Origin of the sequence: Janthinobacterium amylolyticum (genome assembly GCF_051380655.1) — a bacterium.
Classification (GTDB): domain Bacteria; phylum Pseudomonadota; class Gammaproteobacteria; order Burkholderiales; family Burkholderiaceae_D; genus Janthinobacterium.
The window spans coordinates 235302-254945 of record NZ_JBNYXL010000007.1; the positions used below are offsets into that span (position 1 = coordinate 235302).

General features: G+C 62.3%; 15 protein-coding genes. 10 read left to right on the top strand and 5 right to left on the bottom strand.

Annotation, left to right across the window (positions count from 1 at the left end; genetic code table 11):
• Positions 1-94 precede the first annotated feature (94 nt).
• Together ACQ4WR_RS16780 and ACQ4WR_RS16785 are read left to right on the top strand one after the other, a co-directional pair.
• A complete protein-coding gene (locus tag ACQ4WR_RS16780; protein WP_436488579.1) occupies positions 95-3241 on the top strand; it encodes an error-prone DNA polymerase in 3147 nt (1048 codons plus the stop codon).
• Positions 3242-3280: 39 nt separating this feature from the next.
• The gene (locus tag ACQ4WR_RS16785) at positions 3281-3754 is read left to right on the top strand and encodes a GNAT family N-acetyltransferase (RefSeq protein ID WP_436488581.1); all 474 of its coding nucleotides are present in this window, start codon (positions 3281-3283) and stop codon (positions 3752-3754) included.
• An 85-nt stretch (positions 3755-3839) separates the two neighbouring features.
• Here ACQ4WR_RS16785 and ACQ4WR_RS16790 read toward each other — a convergent pair whose 3' ends face one another.
• The gene (locus ACQ4WR_RS16790; protein WP_436488583.1) at positions 3840-5249 is read right to left on the bottom strand and encodes an FAD-binding oxidoreductase; all 1410 of its coding nucleotides are present in this window, start codon (positions 5247-5249) and stop codon (positions 3840-3842) included.
• A gap of 207 nt (positions 5250-5456) precedes the next feature.
• Between ACQ4WR_RS16790 and ACQ4WR_RS16795 the strand changes: the two genes are divergently transcribed.
• From ACQ4WR_RS16795 to ACQ4WR_RS16815, 5 genes are all read left to right on the top strand, one after another.
• Positions 5457-6407 carry a ChaN family lipoprotein gene (locus ACQ4WR_RS16795; protein WP_436488585.1) on the top strand — a complete coding sequence of 317 codons (951 nt, stop codon included), beginning with the start codon at positions 5457-5459 and terminating at the stop codon, positions 6405-6407.
• A 140-nt stretch (positions 6408-6547) separates the two neighbouring features.
• Positions 6548-7303 carry a tonB-system energizer ExbB gene (gene exbB / locus ACQ4WR_RS16800; protein WP_436488587.1) on the top strand — a complete coding sequence of 252 codons (756 nt, stop codon included), beginning with the start codon at positions 6548-6550 and terminating at the stop codon, positions 7301-7303.
• A 3-nt stretch (positions 7304-7306) separates the two neighbouring features.
• Positions 7307-7732, top strand: a complete 426-nt coding sequence (exbD, locus tag ACQ4WR_RS16805; RefSeq protein WP_436488589.1) for a TonB system transport protein ExbD — start codon at positions 7307-7309, stop codon at positions 7730-7732.
• Positions 7729-8499 (top strand): energy transducer TonB, encoded by a 771-nt coding sequence (locus tag ACQ4WR_RS16810; RefSeq protein WP_436488591.1) that lies wholly within the window; start codon positions 7729-7731, stop codon positions 8497-8499. Before exbD ends, ACQ4WR_RS16810 begins: the two co-directional genes overlap by 4 nt.
• A gap of 51 nt (positions 8500-8550) precedes the next feature.
• The gene (locus ACQ4WR_RS16815) at positions 8551-10809 is read left to right on the top strand and encodes a TonB-dependent receptor domain-containing protein (RefSeq protein WP_436488593.1); all 2259 of its coding nucleotides are present in this window, start codon (positions 8551-8553) and stop codon (positions 10807-10809) included.
• Between the two features lie 109 nt (positions 10810-10918).
• On the opposite strand, the gene ACQ4WR_RS16820 is transcribed toward ACQ4WR_RS16815, so the two are convergent.
• The gene (locus ACQ4WR_RS16820; protein WP_436488595.1) at positions 10919-11326 is read right to left on the bottom strand and encodes a PRC-barrel domain-containing protein; all 408 of its coding nucleotides are present in this window, start codon (positions 11324-11326) and stop codon (positions 10919-10921) included.
• A gap of 247 nt (positions 11327-11573) precedes the next feature.
• Between ACQ4WR_RS16820 and pyrG the strand changes: the two genes are divergently transcribed.
• The 3 genes from pyrG (at position 11574) to ftsB (ending at position 15036) form a co-directional block, all read left to right on the top strand.
• On the top strand, positions 11574-13226 hold the full coding sequence (gene pyrG / locus ACQ4WR_RS16825) for a CTP synthase (protein WP_102296209.1): 1653 nt from the start codon (positions 11574-11576) through the stop codon (positions 13224-13226).
• 140 nt (positions 13227-13366) lie between these two features.
• Positions 13367-14650 (top strand): phosphopyruvate hydratase, encoded by a 1284-nt coding sequence (gene eno, locus ACQ4WR_RS16830; protein ID WP_034750709.1) that lies wholly within the window; start codon positions 13367-13369, stop codon positions 14648-14650.
• Between the two features lie 62 nt (positions 14651-14712).
• A complete protein-coding gene (ftsB, locus tag ACQ4WR_RS16835) occupies positions 14713-15036 on the top strand; it encodes a cell division protein FtsB (RefSeq protein ID WP_035821182.1) in 324 nt (107 codons plus the stop codon).
• A 497-nt stretch (positions 15037-15533) separates the two neighbouring features.
• On the opposite strand, the gene ACQ4WR_RS16840 is transcribed toward ftsB, so the two are convergent.
• The 3 genes from ACQ4WR_RS16840 to ACQ4WR_RS16850 all read right to left on the bottom strand — a co-directional run bounded on the left by ACQ4WR_RS16840 (position 15534) and on the right by ACQ4WR_RS16850 (position 19527).
• Positions 15534-15818 carry a hypothetical protein gene (locus ACQ4WR_RS16840; RefSeq protein ID WP_102296212.1) on the bottom strand — a complete coding sequence of 95 codons (285 nt, stop codon included), beginning with the start codon at positions 15816-15818 and terminating at the stop codon, positions 15534-15536.
• Positions 15819-15982: 164 nt separating this feature from the next.
• The gene (locus ACQ4WR_RS16845; protein ID WP_436488768.1) at positions 15983-17101 is read right to left on the bottom strand and encodes a glycerophosphodiester phosphodiesterase; all 1119 of its coding nucleotides are present in this window, start codon (positions 17099-17101) and stop codon (positions 15983-15985) included.
• Positions 17102-17112: 11 nt separating this feature from the next.
• The gene (locus tag ACQ4WR_RS16850) at positions 17113-19527 is read right to left on the bottom strand and encodes a TonB-dependent receptor (RefSeq protein WP_436488598.1); all 2415 of its coding nucleotides are present in this window, start codon (positions 19525-19527) and stop codon (positions 17113-17115) included.
• Positions 19528-19644: the final 117 nt, after the last annotated feature.

The window sequence follows — 19644 nt, forward strand, 5'->3', positions numbered from 1 at the left end:
GGCTAGCGTGCAAGGTAAAACATGAGCATAACTGAGAAGTCCCATTCCAGATGAGTATAATATACTGTGTTTATATACAGTATTGAGGTAGATCATGTGGGGCGCCGTCTTACCCGAGTATGCTGAGTTGTACTGTCTGAGCAACTTCAGCTTTTTGCATGGGGCCTCGCATGCGCAGGAACTGGTGGCGCGTGCCGTCCAGCTGGGCTATCGGGCGCTGGCCATCACGGATGAGTGTTCGCTGGCGGGCGTGGTGCGTGCCCATGCGGTGGCCAAGCGGGCTGATTTTCCGCTGATTATCGGCGCGCATTTTCATTTGACGCAGGCCGATGGCCGCCCGGCGCTGTCCCTGCTGGCGCTGGTGCAGAACCGTGAAGGCTATGGCAACTTGTCGGAGCTGATCACCATGGCGCGCACGCGGGCGGCCAAGGGACGTTATTTGCTGACGCCGGACGATTTCACCGCGCCATCGTCCGAGTTTGCCCATTTGCGGGGCTTGCCCGGCTGCCTGATGATCTTGCTGCCCAGCTATCCGGCCCAGCCGGAGACGCTGGGCGCACAGGCGCGGTGGATGGCGGCCACCTTTGGCAGTGCGCGCAGCTGGGTGGGATTGAATCTGTTGCAGCGGGCACAGGATGACGCGCACCGCGGCGCCGTGCAGGAAGCGGCGCAGGCGCAGGGCTTGCCTGTGGTGGCCGTGGGTCACGTGTGCATGCACGTGCGCTCGCGCAAACCACTGCTCGACACCCTGTGCGCCATTCGCGTGGGGAAACCGGTGGGTGAGTGCGGTTATGCGCTGGCGCAAAACGCGGAGCAGCACCTGCGTGCGCGGCTGCGCCTGGCCAATGTGTACCCGCCGCAGGCGCTGGCGCAAACCCTGCGCATCGCGGATATGTGCAATTTTTCGCTCGATAGCTTGCGCTATGACTACCCCGACGAACTGGTGCCGGATAGCCACACGCCAGCGACTTATTTGCGGCAGGAAACGTATGCGGGCGCGCGCGTGCGTTTTCCGCTGGGCATACCCGCCAATGTGCAGGAGCAGATCGAACAGGAACTGGCGCTGATCGCCGAGCTGTCGTATGAAGCGTACTTTTTGACTGTGTATGACATCGTGCGTTTTGCGCGTTCGCAAAACATCCTGTGCCAGGGCAGGGGTTCGGCCGCCAATTCGGCCGTCTGCTATTGCCTGGGCATCACGGAAGTGGACCCGGCGCGCGGCAATTCGCTGGTCGGGCGCTTCATGTCGCGCGAGCGCAACGAGCCGCCCGATATCGACGTCGACTTCGAGCACCAGCGGCGCGAGGAAGTGATTCAATATATCTACGCCAAATATGGCCGGCGCCGCGCCGCGCTGGCGGCCGTGGTGATCAGCTACCGGCCGAAAAGCGCCTTGCGCGACAGTGGCCGGGCGCTGGGGATCGACCTGGCCATCGTGGAAAAGGTTTGCAAGGCGCACCACTGGTTCGACGGCAAGCGCGATCTGCTGAACCGCCTGGCCGAATGCGGACTCGACCCGGAAGCGGAGCTGTCGCAGCAGTGGGCCAGCCTGGCGCAGCAGTTGCTGGGCTTTCCCCGCCACCTGTCGCAGCATCCGGGCGGTTTCGTCATTGCGCAGGGCAAGCTTTCTCGCCTTGTGCCCATCGAAAACGCCACCATGGCCGAGCGCAGCGTCATCGAGTGGGACAAGGACGACCTGGAAGAACTGGGCCTGATGAAGGTCGACGTGCTGGCGCTGGGCATGCTGTCGGCCCTGCGCCGCGCCCTGGAACTGGTCAGTGTGCGGCGCGGCGAGGAATTCCGCCTGCAAGATATTCCCGCGGAAGACCGCGCCACCTACGACATGATGTGCCAGGCCGACACCATCGGCGTGTTCCAGATCGAATCGCGTGCGCAGATGAGCATGCTGCCCCGGCTGCGTCCGCGTGAATTCTACGACCTCGTCATCGAGGTGGCGCTGGTGCGCCCCGGCCCCATCCAGGGCGGCATGGTGCATCCGTATTTGCAGCGGCGGCAGAAAAAGGAGCCTGTCGACTATCCAAAGGGGCTGGAAAAGGCGCTGGGGCGCACCCTGGGCATCCCGATTTTCCAGGAACAAGTGATGCAGGTCGCCATCATCGCCGCCGATTTCACGCCCGGCGAAGCGGACCAGTTGCGGCGCGCCATGGCGGCCTGGAAACGCAAGGGCGGCATGAATAATTACAAGGAACGCATTGTCGAAACGATGGTCAAAAATCAGTATGACCGAAAGTTTGCCGACGCCATCTTCAGCCAGATCGAAGGCTTTGGCGAATACGGTTTTCCCGAATCGCATGCGGCCAGTTTCGCGCTGCTGACGTATGCCAGTTCCTGGCTGAAATGCCACGAGCCGGCCGCCTTTTTGTGCGCCTTGCTGAATAGTCAGCCCATGGGTTTTTACAGTCCATCGCAACTGGTGCAGGATGCGCGCCGGCATGGCGTGCAGGTGCTGCCTGTCGATGTGGCCGCCAGCGGCTGGGAGGCGGCGCTGGAAGAAGCGGCAGAGCAGGGCGCTGCGCCCGTCGTGCGCCTGGGCTTGAACAGCCTGTATGGCATGCGCGTCGAGGCTGCCCGGCGCATCGAGGATGCGCGCGCCATCGCCGCCTTTGTCGATGTGGCCGACCTGGCGCGGCGTGGCGGCCTGGACCGCCATGACTTGCAGGTGCTGGCGGCAGGCAATGCCCTGCATAAGCTGGCCGGCAACCGCCGCGAAGCGCTGTGGCAGGCTGCCGGCGCCGTGCCCGAGAAGGATTTGCTGCGCGCCACCACGCACGAGGAAGACATGCCCGTGCTGGCCGCGCCCACGGAAGGCGAGAGCATCGTCAGCGACTACCGCGCGCAAGGACTGACCCTGGGACGCCATCCGCTGGCGCTGCTGCGCAAGCAGTTGCTGGCGCAGCGCTTCCTGCCCGCCTCCACGCTGAGCTGCTATACCAACGGGCAAGTGGCGCGCGCCTGCGGCATCGTCACCGTGCGCCAGCGTCCGGGCACGGCCAAGGGCGTGGTCTTCATGACCCTGGAAGACGAGACGGGCACCGTGAATGTCATCGTCTGGCCCGACCTCGTGGAAAGCCAGCGGCGCGAGGTGCTGAGCGCGCCGCTGCTGGGCGTCTACGGCGTGTGGCAGCAGGAAGGCATCGTGCGCAACCTGGTGGCCAAGCGCCTGGTCGACATGTCGCATTTGCTGGGACGCTTGCGCACCAGCAGCCGTAATTTCTGTTGAGGGTTGTATGGATGGCGAATGGCATGGCATGATTTACGCATGACAACCTTGCCCGAACCAACATTGCGTCCCGCCCTGGTCGCCGACGCGCCCGCCATCGTCACCCTGATTGACGACCTGATGCCCTTTCTGACCTTGCACCCCGATGGCGCGGGGGCGGAAACGTTCATCGAGCACTGCCGCCAGCCAGCCATCGAAAACTATCTGTCGTTGCCCAATTACGCCTACCAGCTGGCGCATATCGATGGCGAACTGGCCGGCGTGGTGGCCATGCGCGACAACACGCACCTGTTCCACATGTTCGTGCCGCGCAGCCTGCACCGGCGCGGCATGGCGCGCCGGCTGTGGCAGGCGGCGCGCGATGCGTCCCTGGCCAAGGGCGAAGTGACGGCCTTTACCGTCAATTCCTCGGCGTATGCCTTGCCCCTGTATCAAAGCCTGGGCTTTGTCGCCACGGGGCCGCGGGTGGAAACGGGCGGCATCGCTTACGTGCCGATGCGCATGGCGCTGTAAAAATTACCCCAACGACAAGGACTGGGGTCGTACCCGGCGGGGCATTTTACCCAGAGGGAAAAATGCCGATCCCGAAGGGAGCGACCTACCATCTGACGATCTTCCCCGGATTCATGATGTTCTTCGGGTCCAGCGCATGCTTGACGGCGCGCATGGTGTCGATGGCGTCTGCACCATGTTCTTCCACCAGGAAAGCCATCTTGTGCATGCCCACGCCATGCTCGCCCGTGCAGGTGCCGTCCATGCCGATGGCGCGCGTGACCATGTCGCTGTTGACCTTTTCCGCGCGGGCGATGTCGGCCGGGTCGTCGGGATCGACCAGCATCTGCACGTGGAAATTGCCATCGCCCACATGGCCGATGATGGCGTAGACCAGGCCCTGCGCTTCGCAGTCGGCCTGGGTGGCAAGGATGCATTCGGCCAGGCGCGAAATCGGCACGCAGCAATCGGTGGAAATGGCGCGGCTGCCAGGTCGCATCTGCAGCAGGGCGAAATACGCGTTGTGGCGCGCGGCCCACAGGCGCGAGCGCTCTTCCGGGCGGCTGGCCCATTCGAAATCGCTGGCACCGTGTTCCGCCGTAATGGCTTGCACCAGCTGCGCCTGCTCGGCCACGCCGGCCGGCGTGCCGTGGAATTCAAACAGCAACAAGGGCTTCTCCGGCAGCGCCATCTTGTCGTAGGCGTTGATGGCTTTCACGCCGTTCTCATCGAGGAACTCGACCCGCGCCACGGGAATACCCATCTGGATGGTCTGGATCACGGCATTGACGGCCTCGCCCGTGCCGGGGAATGAGCACACGGCGGCCGAGATCGCTTCTGGCAGCGGATACAGTTTCACCGTCACTTCCGTGATGATGCCAAGCGTCCCTTCGCTGCCGACGAACAAGCGCGTCAGGTCGTAGCCGGCCGAGGATTTTTTCGCCCGCGTGCCCGTCCTGATGATGCGGCCATCGGCTGTCACCACCGTCAGGGCCAGCACGTTTTCGCGCATGGTGCCGTAGCGCACGGCGTTGGTGCCCGAGGCGCGCGTGGCCGCCATGCCGCCCAGGGAGGCATTGGCACCCGGGTCGATGGGGAAGAACAGGCCCGTGTCGCGGATTTCCTCGTTGAGCTGCTTGCGCGTCACGCCGGCCTGCACGGTGGCTGTCAAGTCTTCACTATGCACGGCTACCATGGCGTTCATTTGCGACAGGTCAATCGTCACGCCGCCATGCAGGGCCAGCACGTGGCCTTCGAGCGAGGTACCGCTGCCGTAGGCGATGATGGGCACGTCGTGCGCGCTGCACAGCTTGACGGCGGCGGCCACTTCCTCTGTGGAATGGGCAAAGATGACGGCGTCCGGCAGCATGGGGGGATAGCTCGACTCGTCGCGGCCATGGTGTTCGCGCATGGCTTGCGTCATGGAAAAGCGGTCGGCAAAGATCAGGGAAAGTACGGCAGCAAGTGATTCTGGCAGCGGTTTTTTCAGTGCCGCCAACTGGTCAGTATGGTTCACGCATGTCCTCCGTTTTTTTTATTCTACTCTGCGCCCGGCGATTGCACCGGCGTTGCCTGCGTTGATTTTTTACCAGTTGTAAAAAAATCTTCTCACTTCGTCGTGCATTGGTTGTAAATGAGAATCATTTCTATTAAAATGCCCGGCTGAGTGTTTTTGCAACAACAAGCGCTTTGACCTGAAGCGTTGACCCGAAAGGCCATGCCCATGAAATTTCCCCTGTCCCTTGCCGCCGTGCTGCCCGCCTGCGTGCTGGCGCTGAGCGCCTGCAGCAGCGTCTCACCTGCCACAGGCGCCGCCACTGGTGCCGCCGCCACCACGACGGCCGTGCCGGCCACCGCGCAAGATGTGCGCCAGCTGGGCGAGATCGTCGACCTGCGCAGCGGCCAGCGCGTGACTGCCGAGCAATTGCTGGTCCAGCTGGCCGGCGCGCCGCGCGTGATCATCGGCGAGCAGCATGACCAGCTCAGCCATCACCAGATCGAGCAATGGCTGCTGCAGCAGCTGCAGGCCCAGCGTCCGCAAGGCAGCGTGCTGCTGGAAATGCTGAACCCGGACCAGCAAGCCAAGGTCGACAAGGTCAAGCCATGGCTGCAGACGGACCCCGTGGTGCGTCCCGAACACGTGGCCGAGCTGCTGGCCTGGCAGCGCAACTGGAAGTGGGAGCAATATGGCGACCTGGTCATGACCGTGATGCGCGCGCCGTACCCTGTCTGGTCGGCCAACCTGGACCGCAGCGAAATCAAGCAACTATTTGTCGACAAGCCGGCCGTGCAGGGCAAGCATTCGAACCTGGCCAACGATGGCAAGGTGCATGCCAAGCTGAAAGACATCATCCGTGTCATGCACGACAACCAGATCGACGAGCCGCGCCTGGACGCCATGCTGTCGGTGCAGCAGCAGCGCGACCGACGTATGGCCGAGCGCCTGCTGGCCGCGCCCGCGCCTGCCGTGCTGATCGCTGGCGCCTACCATGCGCACAAGGATCTGGGCGTGCCGCTGCACGTGCAGGACCTGACGGGCGGCCCGGCGCCGCTGGTGCTGGTGCTGGCGCAGCAGGGCGCCGCCGTCGCCGCGCCGCAGGCGGACTTCGTGTGGTTCACCCCGCCAGTAGCATCTGCCGCAGCCGCAGCCGCATCCGCCGTCAGCGCCCAGTAATTCGCCAGACCTCCGCCGGGCGTTCAGCCCGGCACTCTCCCCCAGCAAGCTCCTCCACAGCAGCCAGGTAGTTCGTCCGATTTTTTGCATGCGCGTGCGCGCCGTTGGCGCAGCCATGCCTGTTGATTGTTGAAGCTTCCATGCCTACCCACCATCTCAAAGCCGCCGCTGGCGGCGTGTTTTTTTTCCTTTTCCATGCCGGCGCGCAAGCATCCGCATTGCCGCATGACATGTCGCCACTGGGCATGTTTTTCGCCGCCGACCAGGTCGTCAAAAGCGTGCTCGTCGGTTTATTGATCGCCGCGCTGGCCACCTGGGTGGTCTTGCTGGTGAAGGGCGCCAGCCTGTTGAAGGCGCGGCGCGCGGCGACGCACGCCGTCACCATGCTGAAGACGGCCACGTCCTTGCCGGACGCGGCAACGAAAGTGCAGGGCGCAGGCGGCACGGCGCTGGCGCGGCAGCTGCTTGACGACGTGCAGCAGGAACTGCGCCTGTCGCACGCCAGTGCGCCGGCGGCGGCCCTCAAGGAGCGGGCCGGTTTTCGCCAGGAACAATTGATCGGGCAGCAGGTGCGCGGCATGACGCAAGGCATAGGCCTGCTGGCCAGCATCGGCGCCGTGGCGCCGTTCGTCGGCCTGTTCGGCACCGTGTGGGGCATCATGAACAGCTTTATCGGCATCGCCGTCAGTCAGAGCACGAATTTGGCGACAGTCGCGCCAGGCATCGCGGAAGCCTTGCTGGCCACGGCGCTGGGCCTGGTGGCGGCGATTCCCGCCGTCGTCATCTATAACGTCCTCAGCCGTGGTATCAACCAGTACAAGGCGCAGCTGCGCGCCGCCTCGGCGCAGGTGCTGCTGATGCTCAGCCGCGACCTCGACACGCGCGGGCAGGCTTGAGCCATGGCCAGCCTTTTTCCTGCATCGGACGATGACACGGCCGACATGCCTGAGCTGAGCGAGATCAATGTCACGCCCTTCATCGACGTAATGCTGGTGTTGTTGATCATCTTCATGGTGGTCTCGCCGCTGGCCACCGTCGACCTGAAGATCGACTTGCCGGCCGCCACCGCCAAGCCCGAACCGCGCCCCGACAAACCGCTGTTTGTTTCCCTGAAGGCCGACCATAGCCTGTACCTGGGCGAGGCGCCCGTGGCGCGCGAGCAGCTGGGCAGCCTGCTCGACGCACAGACGGGCGGCGACCGCCAGCGCACCCTGTTTTTCCAGGCCGACAAGCAGGCCGCGTATGAAGACGTGCTGGGCGTGATGGATACCCTGCGCCAGGCCGGTTACCTGAAAGTGGGCCTGGTGGGCCGGGAGGAGGGATGAATCCGCGTCCCCTCTTGAACTGGGGCATTGCCACTTCGCTGGTGGCAGCCACGGCGCTGGCGCTGCTGCTGTGGGCCAGCTGGCAGCCCGCCGCCGTGCCGCCCGCCCACCCTGCCGCCAGCGTGATGCTGGTGTTTGCCGCGCAAGCCATGTCGCCGGAAACGCGGCAAACGGCAGCGGTGGGGGCGCGCCAGTCGGCCGCCTCCAGCGCGGCCCGCCCGCCAAAGAGCGCAGTCCGCCAGGAAGCCCTGCCGGTGCTGGCGCGTGCCGCCGCGCCGGAGATCGTCGCGGCGGAAAAAGAGGCACAGGCGGCCAGTCCATCGGCGGAGCCGGGCAAGGATGCCGCCAAAGAGTCTTCCGTACCGGCGCAGGCCAGCAGCAGCGCCACGCCGGCACCGGCCGCCATGCGCGGTCCGCAGGCAGCGCCATTCAATAGCGACACGTCGTCCACCAGCGCGGCGCCCGCCAGTTGGCAAAGCCGCGTGCTCAGCCATCTGGCCCACTTCAAGCGCTATCCGGGCGACGCGCGCCAGCGCAAGCGGGCCGGCGCCGCCTGGGTGCGTTTCCACGTGGACCGCGATGGCAAGCTGCTGGCCAGCGAATTGATCACCTCGTCGGGCACGGTGCTGCTCGACCGCGAAGCGCTGCAAGTGCTGCAGCGCGCGCAACCGTTGCCGGCGCCGCCCGACAACCTCCTGCACCAGGGCACGGTGAGCGTCACCTTGCCCGTCTCGTTCAAGCTGGAGCCGGAACAGGACAAGGCATGAGGATGCCATCGCTTTTCATTCAAAAATCTATCCATAACAAAACGAGGGTGTATGCATATCAAGAAAATGGCGCAAGCCGTGGGCGTTTGCATGGCGTTGCTGGCGCAGCAGGCCGGGGCGCAACAGGCGCAGGACAGTGGCAAGGTGGAACTTTCGCCGCTGAATGTCTCGGGTGAAGCGCTTCCCATGGAACAGCAGGCACTGGAAAAACCGGGCGCCGTCAGTGCGCGCGGCGCGGACACGCGCTTGCAGAGCGTGGACCAGATCCTGCGCGGCATGCCCGGCACGTTTACCCAGATCGATCCGGCGCAAGGGGCCGTCAGCGTGAATATCCGCGGCCTGTCCGGCTTTGGACGGGTCAACACCATGATCGATGGCGTGACGCAGAATTACTATGGCAGCGCGCCATCGGAAGTGTCGCATGGGGGCGTGCCCAGCAGCCAGTTCGGCGCCCTGATCGACCCGAATTTCATCATCGGCGTGGACGTGTCGCGCGGCAATGCGGTCGGCGGCGATGGCGTCAACGCGCTGGGCGGCAGCGCCAATTTCCGCACCATCGGCGTCGACGACGTGGTCTTCGCCGGTGAAAAAACCGGCGCGCGCACGAAGATGTCCGCCGGTAATAATGGCGTGGGACGCAGCGCCATGCTGGCCGTCGGCATGAAAAACCCCGCCTTCGACGGCGGCAGCGTGGGTTTCATGGCGGCCACCAGCGCGAGCGTGATCGGCAACAACTACAAGAATGGCAAGGGCACGGACAGCGAGGAATTCGGTTTCGGCTACAACCGTTACTACAAGCAGAAACCCAAGTCGCAATTGCTCAAGCTGGATCTGAAACTGAGCGACTTCCACGCGCTGGAATTGTCGGCGCGCGATTACCGCAATACGTTTACGCGCCGCGATATCCGGAGCGATGACTACTATGTGAAATACCACTACACGCCGTTTTCGGAGTTGATCGACCTGAATGTGACGGCCAGCAGCAGCCGTGGCAAGCAGAAATACATGCCGGAAGCGCTGACCAACTTCGTCAACACCAACGCGGCCAACCGCGCCGATGCGTTCGATATCAACAACACCAGCAGCTTCAAGCTGGCGGGCGGCGATGCGCTGGTGACCTTCGGTGGCAAGCTGATGCGCAATCAATACAGCAAGCACGTGGAAAGCCTGGTCGACGATCCCGACAATCCGGACGCCAACCAGCAATCGATCGAAAACAATACCTTCGGCCCCACGGGCAAGCAAAAGATCGACAGCCTGTACACTGGCCTGCAATACAACCGCGGCATCTACCAGGTCAACGCGGGCCTGAACACCACGCGTTTCGAGCTGACGGGCTACAAGCCGGCCTGCGACGAGCGCGTGAAATGTTTCCCGCAAGGGGCGGCGCATATCGGGCTGAAGGAACACGGCATCAACCCGTCGCTGCTGCTTTCCGCCCAGGTGACGCCGTGGTTCCAGCCGTTTGCCAGTGCCGAGCGCAGCATGCGTGGGCCGAATCCGCAGGAAGTGTTTTTCTCGAACGATGGCGGGGCCTCGATGAACCCGTTTTTGAAGGGCGAGAAGGCGACGACCTATCAGCTGGGCTTGAATTCCAGCCTGCACGGCTTGCTGAGCGCCAATGACGCGCTGAACTTCAAGGCCCTGTATTTCAAGAGCAAGATCGACGGCTATATCACCAGCCAGTCCTTCCTCGTCTGCGATAACGGGCGCAAGTGCAATATCTCGGAAGTGATCGCCACGGACTGGGAAACGGTCGATGAATACGTGACGAATATGTATATCTACATTAACTCGGCCACGCCGGTGCGCACGCGCGGCTGGGAACTGGAAGCGCAGTACCAGCTGGGTCCGGCCTTTGCGCGCCTGTCGTATACGCGGGAAAAGACCAGCCAGCCGACGTCGATCGCCAGCGCGTGGTTTGGCGCCGCCGACATCAGCGAGCTGCCCAGCACGTATTACAACCTCGACGTGGGCACGCGCTTGCTGGACAATAAAATGGAGATCGGCGCCATCATCAAGCACACGGGCGCCAACCGCCGCTTGTCGCCGGACAATGAAGCCGATGCGGTGACGGGTGAAGTGACGAAGGTGGACAATCCGAAGATCCCGGCCGTGATCGACCTGTACGCCAGCTGGCAAGTGACGAAAAACCTGCTCCTGCGCCTGTCGGTGCAGAACGCCATGGACAAGAATTACTCGGAAGCGCTGAACCGCCTGAATTCGATGCCGTCGCAGTCGAACGACAATACGCCGATGAGTACGGCGCGCGGCAGGACGTATGTGGCGGGGCTGGAGTACCGGTTTTAGTTAAGCCCAAGTGCAAATACTGGGGGCGTTTCCTTCGGAATCGGAATCCGGCCCATTGGGCCGGATTCCCCCTGCAGGGTACGACCCCGGCCCTCCGCTTTGGGCTTAATTAATACTCGCGCGGCGTCGTGCCATAGTAGCTGTGGATCGACGTCGCCCATGTGGTATCGGCCATGTTCGGCCAGTTATCCGTGTCGAAGCCGGGCGCGTTTTCGATGCGCTCCTTGTCGACGTTGAGGGTGAAGCGCTTGTTGACGGTGTCGAGCAGCAGCGCTTCCCACGGCACGGCGAACAGCTTTTCACCGATGGTGAAGACACCGCCGTGCGACATGACGGCATAGGCGATTTTGCCGCTGCGCATGTCGATCATGATTTCCTTGATTTCACCCAGATGCTCATCCTTGGCGTTGTGTACATGGTCGCCGATCAGGGTGTCGGCACCCATCAGTTCAGGGCCGGGACCTTTGTGGCCGCGGTTGACATACATGCCGTAGGCGTCGCGTTCTTCGTAGCTCATGATGGACCTCCTGTTGAAAAATCACATTCTGCGGCCAGCGTGCGGCAGGGTCTGTTCGCTCGCCCACACAAAGTATGGAAATGGAAATATTTCAATTATTGCCAGCTTGCAATTTTGTTGTGCGTAGACAGCAGGAGGGGGAGGGATAGTCGTCATTTGGCGCAAATTTCCACGCGCGGGAGGCGACGCAGACGGGCTTTAGTGTATAATTTCAATTTCCCGCACGTGCCGTTCGGCACCATCTGCAATGACCAAATTTGTCTTCGTCACTGGTGGCGTTGTGTCTTCCCTTGGAAAAGGGATTGCCGCCGCCTCCCTCGCCGCGATCCTCGAATCGCGCGGCCTTAAAGTCACCATGCTCAAGCTCGACCCGTATATCAACGTCGATCCTGGCACGATGAGCCCTATGCAGCACGGTGAAGTGTTCGTCACCGACGACGGGGCCGAAACCGACCTCGACCTCGGTCACTACGAGCGCTTCATCTCCACCCGCATGAAAAAGGTGAATAACTTCACCACTGGCCAGATCTATGAATCGGTGATCCGCAAGGAACGCCGGGGCGAATATCTGGGCAAGACCGTGCAGGTGATTCCGCATATCACCAATGAAATCCAGGATTACGTCCGCCGTGGCGCCGAAGGCTACGATGTGGCCCTGTGCGAAATCGGCGGTACTGTCGGCGATATCGAATCGCTGCCATTCCTGGAAGCGGCACGTCAGCTGAGCCTACGCGCCGGCCGCAAGAACACGGCTTTCGTCCATCTGACCCTGGTGCCTTACATCGCCTCGGCCGGTGAACTGAAAACCAAGCCTACCCAGCATTCGGTGCAAAAGCTGCGCGAAATCGGTATTTTCCCGAACGCGCTGCTGTGCCGTGCCGACCGTGCCATTCCGGAAGACGAGCGCGCGAAAATCTCGCTGTTCTCGAACATCGAAGAGCAGGCCGTCATTTCCGTGTGGGACGTCGACACCATCTACAAAGTGCCGCAAATGCTGCACGACCAGGGCCTCGACGCCATCATCTGCGAAGCGCTGGACCTGAACCCAGCACCGGCCGACCTGTCGATCTGGAGCAAGCTGATCTACACGATGGAACATCCGAAGGCGGAAGTGACCGTCGGCATGGTCGGCAAGTATGTGGAACTGACCGAGTCGTACAAGTCGCTGATCGAAGCGCTGCGCCACGCCGGCATCCACACGGAAAGCCGCGTCAACATCGAGTACATCGATTCGGAAGAAATCGAAACGACGGGCTGCGACGGCCTGGCCAAGTACGATGCCATCCTGGTACCGGGCGGCTTCGGCAAGCGCGGCGTGGAAGGCAAGATCAAGGCGGCCCAGTTCGCCCGTGAAAACAAGATCCCTTACCTGGGCATCTGCCTGGGCATGCAAGTGGCCCTGATCGAATACGCGCGCAACAAGGCTGGCATGCCGAACGCGAATTCGACCGAGTTCGACCTTGATACGGATCAACCTGTCGTTGCACTGATCAATGAGTGGCAAAACCACGATGGTAAAGTCGAGTTGCGCGATGAAAACTCGGACCTGGGCGGTACCATGCGCCTGGGCGCGCAGACCTGCGCCGTCAATCCGGGCACCCTCGCCGCCGAGATCTACGGCAGCGTGGTGACCGAGCGCCACCGCCATCGCTACGAAGCCAATAATCACTACCTGGCCCGTGTCGAAGCGGCTGGCCTGATCGTCTCGGCACGTACGCCTAGCGAAGATTTGTGCGAAATCATGGAATTGCCACGCACGGGTGAAAACGCCCACCCATGGTATATGGGCGTGCAATACCATCCTGAGTTCAAGTCGACGCCACGCACCGGCCACCCGTTGTTTACCTCGTTCATCAAGGCAGCGCTGGCGCACAAGGAAGCCAACGCCGTCGCTGAGTAACGCCGGTCGATAGCACAGTATTACCCGTAAGACAGCTCCCGGCCTGATCGTCTCCGCCGGGAGTTTCTTTGCCCCCTTTGTGCAATTGCGCATCAGAACGCAGTGTGCAGCCCCTGTTACGCTTAACTTTGGAGAATGACATGAGTGCTATTGTTGATATTATCGGTCGCGAGATCCTGGACTCGCGCGGCAACCCGACCGTCGAATGCGACGTGTTGCTGGAATCGGGCGTGATGGGCCGTGCGGCCGTACCGTCGGGTGCCTCGACCGGTTCGCGCGAAGCCGTGGAATTGCGCGATGGCGACGCCAAGCGCTACTTCGGCAAGGGCGTGCTGCAAGCATGCGAGAACATCAATACCGAAATCTCCGAAGCCATCATGGGCCTGGACGCCAATGAACAGGCTTTCCTGGACCGTACCCTGATCGACCTGGACGGCACGGAAAACAAATCGCGCCTGGGCGCCAACGCCATCCTGGCCGTCTCCATGGCTGTCGCCAAGGCTGCCGCCGAAGAAGCCGGCTTGCCGCTGTACCGCTATTTCGGCGGTTCGGGCGCCATGCAGATGCCAGTGCCGATGATGAACGTCATCAACGGCGGCGCGCACGCCGACAACAACCTGGACATCCAGGAATTCATGATCATTCCCGTGGGCGCCCCGTCGTTCAAGGAAGCCGTACGCTACGGCGCGGAAGTGTTCCACACGCTGAAAAAGATCCTGCACAAGAAGGGCCTGAACACCAACGTGGGCGACGAAGGCGGTTTCGCGCCATCCTTGGCCAACCATGAAGAAGCCATCAAGCTGATCATCCAGGCCATCGAAGAAGCCGGCTACGAGCCAGGCACGCAGATCGCCATCGGCCTCGACTGCGCCGCGTCCGAGTTCTACAAGAACGGCAAGTACGAAATGGAAGGCGAAGGCCTGAGCCTGACCGCCACCGAGTTCACCAACCTGCTGGCGACCTGGTGCGACAAGTACCCGATCATCTCGATCGAAGACGCGATGCACGAAGGCGACTGGGATGGCTGGGCGATCCTGACGGCGGAACTGGGCAAGAAAGTGCAACTGGTCGGCGACGACCTGTATGTCACCAACACCAAGATCCTGAAAGAAGGCATCTCGAAAGGCATCGCCAACTCGATCCTGATCAAGATCAACCAGATCGGCACCCTGACGGAAACTTTCGCCGCCATCGAAATGGCCAAGCGCGCCGGCTACACGGCCGTCATTTCGCACCGCTCGGGCGAAACGGAAGACTCGACCATCGCCGATATCGCCGTCGCTACCAACGCCCTGCAGATCAAGACCGGCTCGATGTCGCGTTCGGACCGCATGGCCAAGTACAATCAGCTGCTGCGTATCGAAGAAGACCTGGGCGACATCGCCAGCTATCCAGGACGCGATGCGTTCTATAATCTGAAGTAAGCTGCTGTAAAACCCACTGGCCGGCCGGAGATGTTCCGGCCGGTTTTTTAACTGAATGCCCCATGCGCCTGATTACGCTCGCCCTGGCAGCCTTGCTGCTGTTGATCCAATTTCCCCTCTGGCTGGGTAAAGGGGGCTGGCTGCGCGTTGCCGACATGGAAGCCCAAGTCGCGGTGGCCAACAAGAAGAATATGGAATTGAAGGCGCGCAACGCCAAGCTCGAATCCGAAGTGCGCGACCTGAAAGATGGTACCGGCGCCGTCGAGGAGCGTGCCCGCTATGAGCTGGGCATGGTCAAGCAGAATGAGATTTTCGTGCAGATCGTGCGCAAGGGCCAGACCCCGCCACTGCTGGAAACGCCGGTGGACGCTGCTGCGCCACACTAGGAAATACCACTTCCCACTTGCCAGCCTGGACCGATTGCCAGGCTGGGCTGTCAAACTTTGTTCACTGCATGGTACTGCTACACACGACTGGCGGCTTGGCTCGGCGTGATGCTGCTGCTTTGCTGCTTGCTGATCAGAAACGGGCTTTGCCGGTCGAAATCAGGTAAAAATGGATGCCGGTAACGACGACGGCTACGGCGATCAGTGCGGTTTCGATGAACATCATATAAATTCCTTGTGAATAAATTAGTTAGCGTAAAAAACGTCCAGGGCAAGGCGCAGGCAACGCCACCTTGAGCCTGGCACGCAGTTAGCGTAAAAAAACATCCAGGGCCAGGCGCCAAGCCGAAGGCAGTACGCAAGTACGGCAAGGCGCAGGCAACGCCACCTTGAGCCTGGTACGCAGTTAGCGTAAAAAAACGTCCAGGGCCAGGCGCCAAGCCGAAGACAGTACGCAAGTACGGCAAGGCGCAGGCAACGCCGCCCTGGGCGTTTTTTTAACCGCGCGAGGCCAGGAAGCGCAGCTCGGAGGCCAGATTCGGCATCAGGTGCTCGTAACGGGCTGCTTCCGAGTTCAGCAGGGCGATATCGCGCTTGCTCGGGCGTACATGGCGCTGCTCTTCGGTGCTGCTGCTGGTGCCCGTGGTGATGACTTCCTTCTGCGCCAGTTCGCTGTACGGCTTGGAAGCGAGCAGGGCGCCCAGGAAGGCGCGCGTGGCGCGGCCCAGGTTGCTGAAATAGTTGTCGTTGTCGTTACTGTAAGTGTTGGTAAAAGTGGACATATGCCCTCCATGAATGGTCTGTTGTTGCATTGCACAATAATGGAGTTGGCGATATATGTCTAATTTCAAATTCCAATTTCAGAAATTCAAGAAACGAATAATAAGGGCGTAGCCACCGGCCACGCCCCGAAAATGAATTTGTTACGAAATGTTCATCCTGCGGTTTATCCTGCGGCGATGCGTCCCAAACCCGGATCGTCGCTGAAAAAACCGTCGAGTCCCGTCTCGATGTAACGGCGCATTTCAGCCACGGAACCGGCTTCATTGCGCGCGTTTTCACCATTGCCGTCACGGAAATCGGCCGCCAGGAAACGGTTTTCCGGGCGGAAGGTCCACGTGTGCAGCCGCAAGCCTGCCTGGTGCGCATCGTCGACGATGGAGGACGGCGGCGCCAGGCGCTGGTCGGCGCCCAGCGGGATGATTGCTCGCGTGGGCGGCGCCACCACGTCCGCATATGCGGCAATGTCGCGCAGGCCGGCTGGCGTCGCCATCTGCCCGAAGGTGAGTTTTCCGCCAGCCTTGACCACGTCCATGGGACGCACGTCGCCACCCACCACCAGCTGCATCAGACGCACATTGGCGCGCCGTCCCAGCTTCTCGCGCAGATACTTCAGATTCGCCACTTCGAAGGACTGGATTTCGACCGGTGCGCGGCGCGTGTATTCATGCGCCAGCATGGTCGAGAGGAAGCGGTCTTCCAGCGCCAGGCCCGCGTCGCGGAAATACGTCGAGCTTTTCAGCTCCGGCACCAGGCCGATGATGCGTCCGCTGGCGGCAGATTGCGCTGCAACAAAATCGATGATTTCTTCCCAGGTGGGGATCTGGAATTGTCCATCGTACAAGGTGTTGCCAGTGCGTACTTTCGGCAGCCGTTCGATGGCGCGCAGGGTCTTCAGTTCGGCCAGGGTGAAGTCATCGACGAACCAGCCTTCGTGCCATTCGCCATCGACCGTCTTCTTGCCGCGCCGGCTGGCAAACTCGGGCCGGCGCGCCACGTCGGTGGTGTCGATCAGGTTGCTTTCATGGCGCGCCACCAGGATGCCGTCGCGCGTGGCGACCAGGTCCGGCTCCACGTAGTCGGCGCCATCGACGATGGCCTTGGCGTACGAGGCCAGCGTATGCTCGGGGCGCAGGGCGCTGGCGCCGCGGTGGGCGAAGACCAGCGGCCGCGCCGGTGGTGCAGCCAGCAGGCCGGCCGCGAAGCCGGGTGCGGCCGCCAGGGCCAGGCCGCCGGCAGCCGCCTGGACGAAGTTGCGGCGTGAAAAATGCCGTTGCGGGAGGATGGGCGCGCGCATCAGAAATCCGCCGTCAAGGTCAGGAAGCCCTGGCGCGGCGCGATCGGGAAGGTGTTATACGTCTTGTCGGCCGCGCCCACGACGACGTTCAGCGATCCCTCGCGGTTGGCCAGGTTGCTGACGTTGAGTCTCCAGCGCGGATTTTTCAGCCAGCTGGCCATGGCCGGCAGCTTGCCCGACACGCCCAGGCCCATCAGGAAGTAGCTGGGCACGGACAAATCGTTGGTGTACGTCGCGTAGCGCTTGCCCACATAGTCTCCCGTCAGCTGCACTTCGATATCGCCGAACGTGGCCGAGGCCACGAACTTGTTGAGCCACTCGGGCGAGCCCGGCACGTTCTTGCCCGCCGTCATGACCAGTGCGGCGCCATTGTTGTAATTGTCCGCGTACTGCGAGCGGTTGTACGACAGGGCATTGTAGAACGAAAAATTGCTGCCGAAGTGCACGGTGCCGGCAATATCGATGCCGTCCGTGCGCACGCTGCCGACGTTGGCCAGCACGGGGTTGCCGCCTATGATGGAGGAAATCACCGGTGTCGGGCTGATCTGCAGCAAGCGGTTGCTGAAATCGACGTGGTACACATTCACCTGGCCATCGATGGCCGTGATGGCGCCCAGGTTCAGCGCGTGGCTGCCGCGCACGCCCACTTCATAGGTGAGCGCCGTTTCCGGCTTGGCGTCGCGCTTGAAGAGGTCAAAAGCGGCCTGGCTCGACAAGCTCCATGGCGAGGCGCCGCCACCGCCATAGGTGACGAACTGGCGCATGTTTTTCTGGATATTGAAGTACAGCTGGTCCTGCGGCGTGAAATCCCAGCGCGCGCCCACCTGCGGCAAGAACCATTTTTTCGTCGTGATGGAACCGACGGGCAAGGCCGTGGAACCGCCGGCAATGGCGCCCTTGGCCGGCTGCACGGGGAACTGGCCATCGGCGAACTGCAGGCTGGACTTGAAACCGGCCTGCAGGGCAATGTCAGGGCGCAAACGCCACTCATCCTGCAGATGCAGCTGCACCACCTTATTGTCGATCTCGCTGCCGTACTGCGTGATCAAAGGATTGCTGGGACGGTCGTAGGGCGAAGTCGGGTTGTTCACGTCCAGCGCATACCAGCGGCGGTAGGCCGATGAACGGTTCTGTTCCAGCCACAGTCCCATCTCGACCTGGTGTTCGCCGATTTCCTTGCGCAGGGTGGAAATGACGCCGCCGCGCTTGATGTCGTATTCCGTGGTGCGCACGGCGTAGCCCGAGTTGCCGAAAACTTCCTTCAAGTTCTGCTTGGGGTAATACACGCTGAACAGGCCCGGCAAGCCGGCCACGCCGATGGGGCCGGCCACCACGCCGGCGCCGTCATCCTTGTGGTAATACACCTGGTTCGACCAGATCGTGCCTTCGGACAGGTTGGCGTCGAACTTGGCGTAGGCCAGGTAATCGGTGCGCTGCGCATCGCTGTAGTAATTGCGGTAATTGTTGCCATCGGCGGCCGGCGTGGCGCCCGTTGGCGACAAATAATTGAGGGCAGCCTTGAAGTCCGGATACAGGAAGGGGCGCGTGTAGGGCGCGCTCGTCTCGCCGGCCACGTGCACGGTGCTGTCCTCGTTCGGCTCGATCTTGTCCGAGTAATTGAAGAACAGGGTCAGCTTGCCCGCGTCGCTGCGGTTGACGTATTTGGCGTTGACCTGGTCGCCGCCCTGGCGCGCGTCGAAGTCCCAGGCGCGCGCTTCATGGTGCAGCACGGAAACGTACGCGCTGCTGCCATCGCCAAAGGCGCCCGTGTCGTAGCGGGCAAAGGTGCGCGAGGTGCGGTGGCTGCCCACGGTTTGCTGCACGCTGGCGCCCTGCGTGGCCAGCGGGTCGCTGGAATAGGTTTCGATGGTGCCGCCCAGGTTGCTGGTCGAGGCCGTGGCCAGATCGCCCGCGCCGGACGACAGCACCACGCTGCGCACGTTTTCGCTGATGACGGCGCGCTGCGGCGACAGGCCGTTGTAGTTGCCATACTGCTGGTCGCCCAGCGGCACGCCATCCATGGTGTAGCCCAGCTGCTGGCCGGAAAAGCCATGCACGAACAGCGACAGGTTCTGCTCGTTGTTGCCCCATGGATCGGCCGTCTGGAAGCTGACGCCTGGCAAGGTTTGCAGGGCTTTCAAAGGATTCGTGCCGGGCAGGATTTTCTGGATCTCATTCTTGCTCAGGGAGACAGACGAGCGCGTCTTGCGCGAGGAAATTTCCACGGTGGCCATCGTCGCGCCGTCGTCAGCGGCGGCGTTTGCGGGCGCGGCCATGTCGGTGGCGGCGGACGCCACGGCGGCGGCCACGGCCGTTTGCGCCAGTGCCGGCAAGGAGAGGCCTGCGGCGCAGGCGCCCAGCAAAACGTGGAAGGAACGGCGGCGCAGGGCCAGCTTCAAGTGGGAGTTCATCATCAGCCTGTGGAAAGTAGTGTGGGTAAGACAAGCTGCGCAGCGTAACGGCGCCGCATGACGGGCTGATGACGAACTGATGACGGGAGAATGACAGCAGAAACAATTGCGCCGCCTCAA

Bases quoted from the DNA above. Each gene is read 5' to 3' on its own strand.
- ACQ4WR_RS16780 (WP_436488579.1), top strand. From the start codon at position 95: ATGTGGGGCGCCGTCTTACCCGAGTATGCTGAGTTGTACTGTCTGAGC.
- ACQ4WR_RS16785 (WP_436488581.1), top strand. From the start codon at position 3,281: ATGACAACCTTGCCCGAACCAACATTGCGTCCCGCCCTGGTCGCCGAC.
- ACQ4WR_RS16795 (WP_436488585.1), top strand. From the start codon at position 5,457: ATGAAATTTCCCCTGTCCCTTGCCGCCGTGCTGCCCGCCTGCGTGCTG.
- exbB (WP_436488587.1), top strand. From the start codon at position 6,548: ATGCCTACCCACCATCTCAAAGCCGCCGCTGGCGGCGTGTTTTTTTTC.
- exbD (WP_436488589.1), top strand. From the start codon at position 7,307: ATGGCCAGCCTTTTTCCTGCATCGGACGATGACACGGCCGACATGCCT.
- ACQ4WR_RS16810 (WP_436488591.1), top strand. From the start codon at position 7,729: ATGAATCCGCGTCCCCTCTTGAACTGGGGCATTGCCACTTCGCTGGTG.
- ACQ4WR_RS16815 (WP_436488593.1), top strand. From the start codon at position 8,551: ATGCATATCAAGAAAATGGCGCAAGCCGTGGGCGTTTGCATGGCGTTG.
- ACQ4WR_RS16820 (WP_436488595.1), bottom strand. From the start codon at position 11,326: ATGAGCTACGAAGAACGCGACGCCTACGGCATGTATGTCAACCGCGGC.
- pyrG (WP_102296209.1), top strand. From the start codon at position 11,574: ATGACCAAATTTGTCTTCGTCACTGGTGGCGTTGTGTCTTCCCTTGGA.
- eno (WP_034750709.1), top strand. From the start codon at position 13,367: ATGAGTGCTATTGTTGATATTATCGGTCGCGAGATCCTGGACTCGCGC.
- ftsB (WP_035821182.1), top strand. From the start codon at position 14,713: ATGCGCCTGATTACGCTCGCCCTGGCAGCCTTGCTGCTGTTGATCCAA.
- ACQ4WR_RS16840 (WP_102296212.1), bottom strand. From the start codon at position 15,818: ATGTCCACTTTTACCAACACTTACAGTAACGACAACGACAACTATTTC.
- ACQ4WR_RS16850 (WP_436488598.1), bottom strand. From the start codon at position 19,527: ATGATGAACTCCCACTTGAAGCTGGCCCTGCGCCGCCGTTCCTTCCAC.